This window comes from Fodinibius halophilus, assembly GCF_011059105.1.
Lineage (GTDB): Bacteria > Bacteroidota > Rhodothermia > Balneolales > Balneolaceae > Fodinibius > Fodinibius halophilus.
Window position 1 is genome coordinate 1 of record NZ_JAALLS010000043.1, and the last position, 7,288, is coordinate 7,288.

Sequence of the window (7,288 nt, forward strand, 5' to 3'; positions counted from 1 at the left end):
GACAACCTGCCGGGGCCGACGTGCAGTATAACGACCCAGCGTTTAAGCGGCGAGCCGAGTTGTTAAAATTAAGGGTCCGAACCCTAAACGAGTCCGCTTGAAACGCTTGTTATGCTACTGTTTCATAAATTTCAACAAGCCTTTACCAATTAAACGATGTTTTTTCCTTCCATCTAAATATGAGACAGAATGTTTTATACATTTTTCCCCAACAGAGTTATGTAGTAATTCATGACATTGTTCTTCGTTTAACTGTTCAATTTCTGCAATCGATATTTTACAAATTGGACAAGTTGATATATCAGAATCTTCAACATTTGATGCAATCGTCTTTTTTAAAATTGACAAGGCTAAACAGAATCGGAGTTCTGGAGTTTCCTTGAATTCTCGGATATTTGAAATCTTTTCAAAAAGTTCTTTTAAGGTTCCTAAAGGTAAACCTGGAAGTATTCCAGAACTCAATATTGACAAACCATCGCCTAATAGTGCGTCAATATCAACCTTCACTAAATTTTCTTGTTTTGTGATTTCTACTATTCTTCCCTCAAGCTTTGTTAAACTTTTTCTTAAAAAACGAATATTCTCGTCTGTAAGGTGATAATGTCCATCCAAGTTCTCCGAAATTTTAATGAGACCATCGGCAAAAGCTTCATAAAAGTTGCTCTCTTTAAAATTTCCGATTTCTGAAAGAAGTTCATCTGAAAGAGAATTCTCTATGTCCGGAAATTCAAAGAAACAATAAAAGTCTACAAGATTATTAATCAGTAAGGACTTTTTTGCATGATTTAGGCAGTCGGGATGAGTGTTCGAAACATCTATCAAATAATCCTCAATATTGTATTCATGTAGATAAGGAGTAAACCAAAGATCATTATCAAAACTATATTTGAGTAGATTAACTCTCGAAGTATTCAAATCTCCTGGTACCCATTGATAATCAGGGTTTTCAAATGTTGATATAATATCTATATCAACTTGTTTAATAGGTAAGAATTTAAAATTACCGCTACCACCAAAAAGTGTATGAATTTCTTTATTCAACAAAATAATGTTTAGCACATCTCTCTTGAAGAAGGGTGAGTCTGTTTTTAAAGATGCAAAAAAATTGATAGCTACAGCAGGTTCTAAAACAGTGTTAATCATATCAATTCTTATGAGGTTTAAAGTAGCATAACGGATGGCGCTACAGCTGCAGGCGCCGGAGTGTTGACATTGTTTGCAGTTGAAAGAGTAACCATAAAAAGGCAGGCAGGCAAGGCGAGTGGGAAGCCTGTCCGCTGATAGCGCTGGTTATTTTGGGGCAACGGGATGAGGAAACCGGCAACAGGTGTGATACAAACAACGGAAAACCACAGTGGCACGCCCCGAGATAAGCCCCGTCCGGCCCAGACAAAACGGGAGATAGGCGCCTAGAGCAACGGGCCGGGCACCGGGAATATTGNGTTGATAAATAATGAACGATGAGTTAAAAAGCTAGAAATCTGGCAAGCCCTGGCGAGGCGTGTCCGCTTAATGCGCGGGTTAGGTGGCAAGCATATTTTGAATTAATAATGAAAATGTGGTGGTCTAGCTGTTTCCAATTTGTTGTTCACTTTTTCTTTGTAAAGAGTAATAACCTTTCTCAAAATTTCTTTTTTAATAAGATCGTCTTCTATTAATTCACTTTTATTCATGTTATCAAATTTCTTTTCAATTTCTTTTATACCTCCATCTCTGGCAAACCAAACCGTCACGTCAGGATATGCAGCAACAAACCAACTTGGAATTCCTCTTGGTATAGTGCCATTTGCGTCAGAATATTCTTTTAGTTTGGGAGAAACTAATTTTTCATCATTTGAAACCTCTTTAAACATTGTTCCATTAATTATTTTCTCATTATTTGCATCGTATATTTCTGGATTAACCCTATCAGGAATGAAGAAATCATTAACTATAGTCTTTAAACTATCTGGCAAATCTTTTTCTTGAAGTAGATTTTCGTAATATTCTTTTATTTCTATCAAATCTTCAGAATTGTCAGCGTTATCAACTGACATCGAGGATTTTGGATTTTGTTTACTATTTCTAGATGATGCTGATTTATTGAATTTGATACCAACATTTTTGAAATCTGATAATTGACCATCTGAAAATTTTTCAATAAGCCTATCCACCATAGCATTTTGATTTTCGTGGGTATTTACCTTGATGGTTGCTTCATGAGATTTACCCGATCGCATTTCACAGCCCATTAATATTTCAGCTTTTCGAGGGGCTGTTTGAATGATTTGTATTCCCACCTTTCCTACAGAAGTTCCGTAATGAAGATATAATGAATCATCGTTGATTTCTCTAATTTGAAAGTCTTGTTCTTTGAAGTAATCTACAAAGTCTTTATACAACTCATACATTCCACCTTCTTGCTCTACAGTTTTGTGTATTTCCTTTCTGTTTTTATGAAAAGATTTTCCGCCTGATCCCTTTTTGATGAAGAGGAAATAAATAATTCCAATTACTAATAAAACTATAATAAATTCCATGATGATAATGATGAATTTTGATTTGACTTAGCCACCTAACGACATGGCGCATAAGGTGCGCACGGAAAAATGTTGAGTTGATAAATAATGAACGAAGAGCTAAAAAGCCAAAAGTTGGCAAGACCAGGCGAGGTGCGTCCCCTTAATGCGCGGGTTAGGTTGCCAGATTATTGGATTATAATTGAACCGAATTGATCTGGGATATAATTTTTTAGAAAATTCTCTTGCCAATATACTTTAGTTTCTTTGTAACCATCTGCATTTTTAGGATTAGTTATAGTGTAACTATTACTGCATAAACCAAATGGAATCTTATTGAACTCATTTTTCAAAAATCTCTTGATCCTAGTAAGCTGATTTTCATACTCATTTTGAAAAATTGAGTCATAATCTTTTTGGTTAATAGCTTTTCCCTCTGCATAATCTGAAATTTGTTTTTGTAAAGTTTCAAGATCTGGTAGCTGTACTGTATTATTTATACGAGATACTTCCCGACTAATTGAACAGTAGTTACAATATTGAAATAAAACCTGGTCATATTGCCAACTTCTATTTCCGGCCATACTTATGTTTTCATTTCCTAATAGTACTAAATCAAAAAGACGTCCTTTTTCACAGTTTTCACATATTGGAAAATTAATATCAACAATGTCTTTTAATTCAAAGTTTTCTTTATCTATAAGTGCAATTTTGTATTTAAATCCTTTATTGATAAAAGGTTCAAACTCTTCATATTTCTTATAATCGAAATTTGTGGTAACGTCAATTCTAAAAAAGTCATCAGAAATCTTACCAGTAAAATCATTCTTGTCACCAACATCTCCAGAAACTGTTAGTTTGAATTCCTTTTCATAATCATTAAGGAATTTCAGCTCAGCTTTATATCCGATGTAATGTGGTACATCAATTTCTCCCTTTTTTTGTTCTAACACATTACAAGCTGCTTGATAACCATGCTTATGATATGTTTTAAACATGTAGTCTCTCAAGTTCGCTAACTTATCATATTCTTTTTGGTTCATAATGGATTTTTTTAAGGCAACCTAACGATATGGCGCATAAGGTGCGCACGTAAAAATGTTTAGTTCTTAAATAATGAACGGAGAGCTAAAAAGCCAAAAAATGGCAAGACCAGGCGAGGTGCGTCCCCTTAATGCGCGGGTTAGGTGTACATTTTAGTTCTGTTGTTTTAAGCCTTCAATAAATTTTTCTCTTTCCTTTTCTCGAATCTCATTAATTGCAGAAACCGTGCTATCAAAATTTCTTTCATTCTCAATTCCATTTGCAACCTCAATCTGTTTAACTAATTCGTAGGATCTAATCTTTCCATACCTTCTCGAATGAGGAATGATAAATTTGAGTATACCGTATTCTTCATCATACCAAATTGTTTCTAGCATATTTGAATAAATCGCTAAAGAGTCATTATTGATTTTAACTATTCTTTTATGCCATGTAGAATCATTTGTAAAATTAAGATTCCGATATAAAAGAAAGCGCCCATCAGTGGAATCTATTTGAATTGGAGACCCATTAATTAAAGTATCAGATTCTATTTTGATTTCGTAGTCACCAGTTGATATATCCGCGGGATTGTAGAAAGCTCTCCAGACATAAACTTCATAATTTTCAAAATCTCCTTTTTGGGTCGTACAGGAAAATAGGAGAAAAGGAAAAATGATATATAGAAGTTTTGCACTCATGTTATTGATGTACAGCTAACGATTAGCGTATAACCGGCGTGCGGACTGATGTTTATTTTGCAACTAACGAAAGAAGAGGCTTAAATCCAAGAGTAGGAACCAATAGGCGAGGCACGTCCGAGTTAATACGCCGGGTTAGTTTGGGGCGAAAACAGGAGAGCCAGCAACAGGTTTGATAAAACCGGCGGAAAACCCACAGCGAGCAACGGACTTGGATGCGCCCGACCGGCCAGGACAAAATGGGAATTAGGATTTTCGGAAAAGCGAAAGTTTTGGTCTAACTTCCGATTTTTGGAAACGTCAACCAAGAAGCGGCTTAATAACGAATGTTTTTAAGCCGAAGCTGCCTTTTTTGACAAACCGCGAAGGCCGGCGGGCAAACTAACGACATTGCGCATAAGGGGCGTGCAAAACAGTGCTGAATTTGCTTTAAAATGTACTACGGGAATTGGCCAAATCGAAACCGGCAACCAACGGCGAGGCACGTCCCACTTAATGCGCGGGTTAGGTAGCCATTAATTCTTGAGATTATTATTTGCTGTAAAATTTACTGTTTCTTGTTCTTCAAGAATCTCTGCCATCTCTAAAGCATTCGTCACTATTTCTTCAGGATATTTATTGATCGCTAATAATTTGATCGCATTTCTTGTGGATGAATAACCTTCCTTAATTTTATAATCAAAATTCATGGTCTCCCCACGAACAGTTTCTGTAAAATGATAAAATTCATAATCCTTACCCAGTAAATCGACGAGTTCAAGATCATGCGTGGAGGCTAACACAAAATTGGACTTATTCCTGAGCCATTTTAACACTTCCAGCGACGCGGAAATCCGTTCAATAGTATTTGTCCCACGAAATATTTCATCTAATAAAAACAAATTTCGATACTCGGAATTAGTAGCCAAGTCAATAAGTTTTTTTACTCTGTCTACTTCTCCTAAGTAAAAGCTTTTCCCTTTTTGCAGGTTATCCTCACGTCGCATTGAAGTAATGATGTTACAAAACGATAGCGTAGCCTGATCTGCAAAACAAAAGTTTAACGTTTGCGCAAACAGTTGGTTTATTCCAATAGTTTTTAAGAACGTCGTTTTGCCCGACATGTTAGACCCGGTAATTAAAATTCCTTTTTGTTCAATATTGATTGAGTTAGCAACGGGCTGATCTAATAGCGGGTGATAGGCTTGGTTGTAGTTTAGCTGAATATTGTCATCGGTAAACTTGGGATGACAATATTCAGAAAGACTCGATTTAAAGGAGGATACTGCTAACATCGCATCTATGTATCCAATATTGTGATATAGTTTTTTGAGAGTGTCTTTATTCTGAGCAATACTTTTTACTGAAAGCGTGAACATGTTAATTTTAAGTAGCAATAGAATATCGAGATAATCCCAAAATAGTCCACCTAAGCTATTATGGTTTCCTTCATGAAGGAACGTATGAACACGTCGGTTTAACTTGGAGAGCTTTTGTGATTGACTACGCAATGATTCTCCGATAGAACCTAAGGGATGTTGGCAATTTGAATCTAATGTGCAAATAGCTTCCGTTTGGGTCAATAGTGGCGAAATGCCACTCAAAGCCAATGTATATCGTCTAATTCTTTTACCAACGATATATTGAACAATCATATTTAACACAGGTATAATACCTAAGCCTAAAAAGAAAATTGGATTTATAAAACCTAAAACAATGCAGGAGAGAACAAAAAAAGGGATTAGTAATAACGCATTATACCATTTGGGTATTTTGGGTAAATTGTTAAATAACAAATTCGGCAGTCGCCAAATTTGAGCATTATTTAATTCATTAAGTTTCAATTGAAGTTGAACACGAAAATTTTCATCTCGGAATATTTCTACGAATTGTTTCCGCTTTTCTAATTCCTCCTCATCGAATAACGGTGAATGAAGTATGTTATATAAGACTTGCTGTCCGATGGGGCTAATTGTATGATCAATTTTGCTATAAATATCAGCTAAGTTTAAATCATCCCACGTGTCATCATCAATTTGATAATTGGTAGCAGATTCTTTCAAATAATCATGATAATTGCGAATTTGTCCCCAATTGTATGATTTATTCTTGGGCTGTCCCCAATTTTTCTTAAATCGTTCCCTTATCTTCTTTTTCTTTCGATACCTTTTATACAACCAAAAACTTAGTACAATTACACTTCCAAGAAGAATTGCTATAAAAGTTTGCATGAACGTCTGAAACTCTGACTTGAGTAATATTTGCTTTGGCTACCTAACGACATTGCGCATAAGCTGCACGCGAATGAATGTTGATTAGTTAAATAATGAACGAAAAGGGAAAAAGCCAGAAGGTGGCAAGTCCCGGCGAGGCGTGTCCGCTTAATGCGCGGGTTAGGTGGCCGGAATAATTTTTAATTGGCAGTTTTGAGATCTTTAGTAGGAATAATTGAAATTTTATCAGATAGTAACAATGCCATTCCGCCCATATAAAGGGTGAAGGATTTTAAATTACCCTCGATCTTATAAGTGTTGTTTGAATTAATCAAAATCCTGGATTCGACTGAATTTGTACTGAAAAGTTTATCAAAAAAATTTTGTTTTTCCTTTATGCAGAAATAAAAGGAATTTCCTAAAGGAAAATTTAAACTGTCGCCTAATCGATCCTGCAAAATTTTCTCCTGTCCAGACCTAATGTCTTGTAAAAAAGATTGATTGTAATAATAGGAGTAGTCAACAAGTATATTATACAAATTGACCCTTGCTTCTTGTTCAATCAATTTAAAATTGAACCATTCTTTGAGAAATGACTTTTTGTCTTTTTTAAATTCTGCTTCTAAATATTTTTTTGTCTTTTCTACATATTCTTCTCTTTCAGGGCTACCTGCTAATTCTGTTGCAACTCGTTTTGATGGATCATCGAATAATTCCTGAACAAGAAACCTTTCTCGATCTTGGGTCAAAAAGATAGGGTAATTTTCGATTTCTAGATAAGGCATCTAATGTTTTTGTTTAATTCTGGATTCAAGATCGATCATAATAGACTAGGCCACCTAACGGATGGCGCTACAGCTGCAGGCGCCAGGGT

At 35.4% G+C, this 7,288-nt stretch carries 6 protein-coding genes; all 6 read right to left on the reverse strand.

What is annotated here, in order from left to right; genetic code table 11:
* Window positions 1–114 precede the first annotated feature (114 nt).
* The 6 genes from G3569_RS17835 to G3569_RS17860 all read right to left on the reverse strand — a co-directional run bounded on the left by G3569_RS17835 (window position 115) and on the right by G3569_RS17860 (window position 7,199).
* Entirely contained in the window at window positions 115–1,143 is a 1,029-nt protein-coding gene (locus G3569_RS17835; RefSeq protein ID WP_165271448.1) for a hypothetical protein, read from the reverse strand.
* Between the two features lie 401 nt (window positions 1,144–1,544).
* Window positions 1,545–2,519 (reverse strand): hypothetical protein, encoded by a 975-nt coding sequence (locus G3569_RS17840; RefSeq protein WP_165271449.1) that lies wholly within the window; start codon window positions 2,517–2,519, stop codon window positions 1,545–1,547.
* A gap of 167 nt (window positions 2,520–2,686) precedes the next feature.
* Window positions 2,687–3,541, reverse strand: coding sequence for a hypothetical protein (locus tag G3569_RS17845; protein WP_165271450.1), 855 nt, complete (start codon window positions 3,539–3,541; stop codon window positions 2,687–2,689).
* Between the two features lie 153 nt (window positions 3,542–3,694).
* On the reverse strand, window positions 3,695–4,222 hold the full coding sequence (locus G3569_RS17850) for a hypothetical protein (protein WP_165271451.1): 528 nt from the start codon (window positions 4,220–4,222) through the stop codon (window positions 3,695–3,697).
* 515 nt (window positions 4,223–4,737) lie between these two features.
* Window positions 4,738–6,432: a MutS-related protein gene (locus tag G3569_RS17855; protein ID WP_165271452.1), complete on the reverse strand. Its 1,695-nt coding sequence runs from the start codon at window positions 6,430–6,432 to the stop codon at window positions 4,738–4,740.
* Between the two features lie 182 nt (window positions 6,433–6,614).
* Window positions 6,615–7,199, reverse strand: coding sequence for a hypothetical protein (locus G3569_RS17860; RefSeq protein ID WP_165271453.1), 585 nt, complete (start codon window positions 7,197–7,199; stop codon window positions 6,615–6,617).
* Window positions 7,200–7,288: the final 89 nt, after the last annotated feature.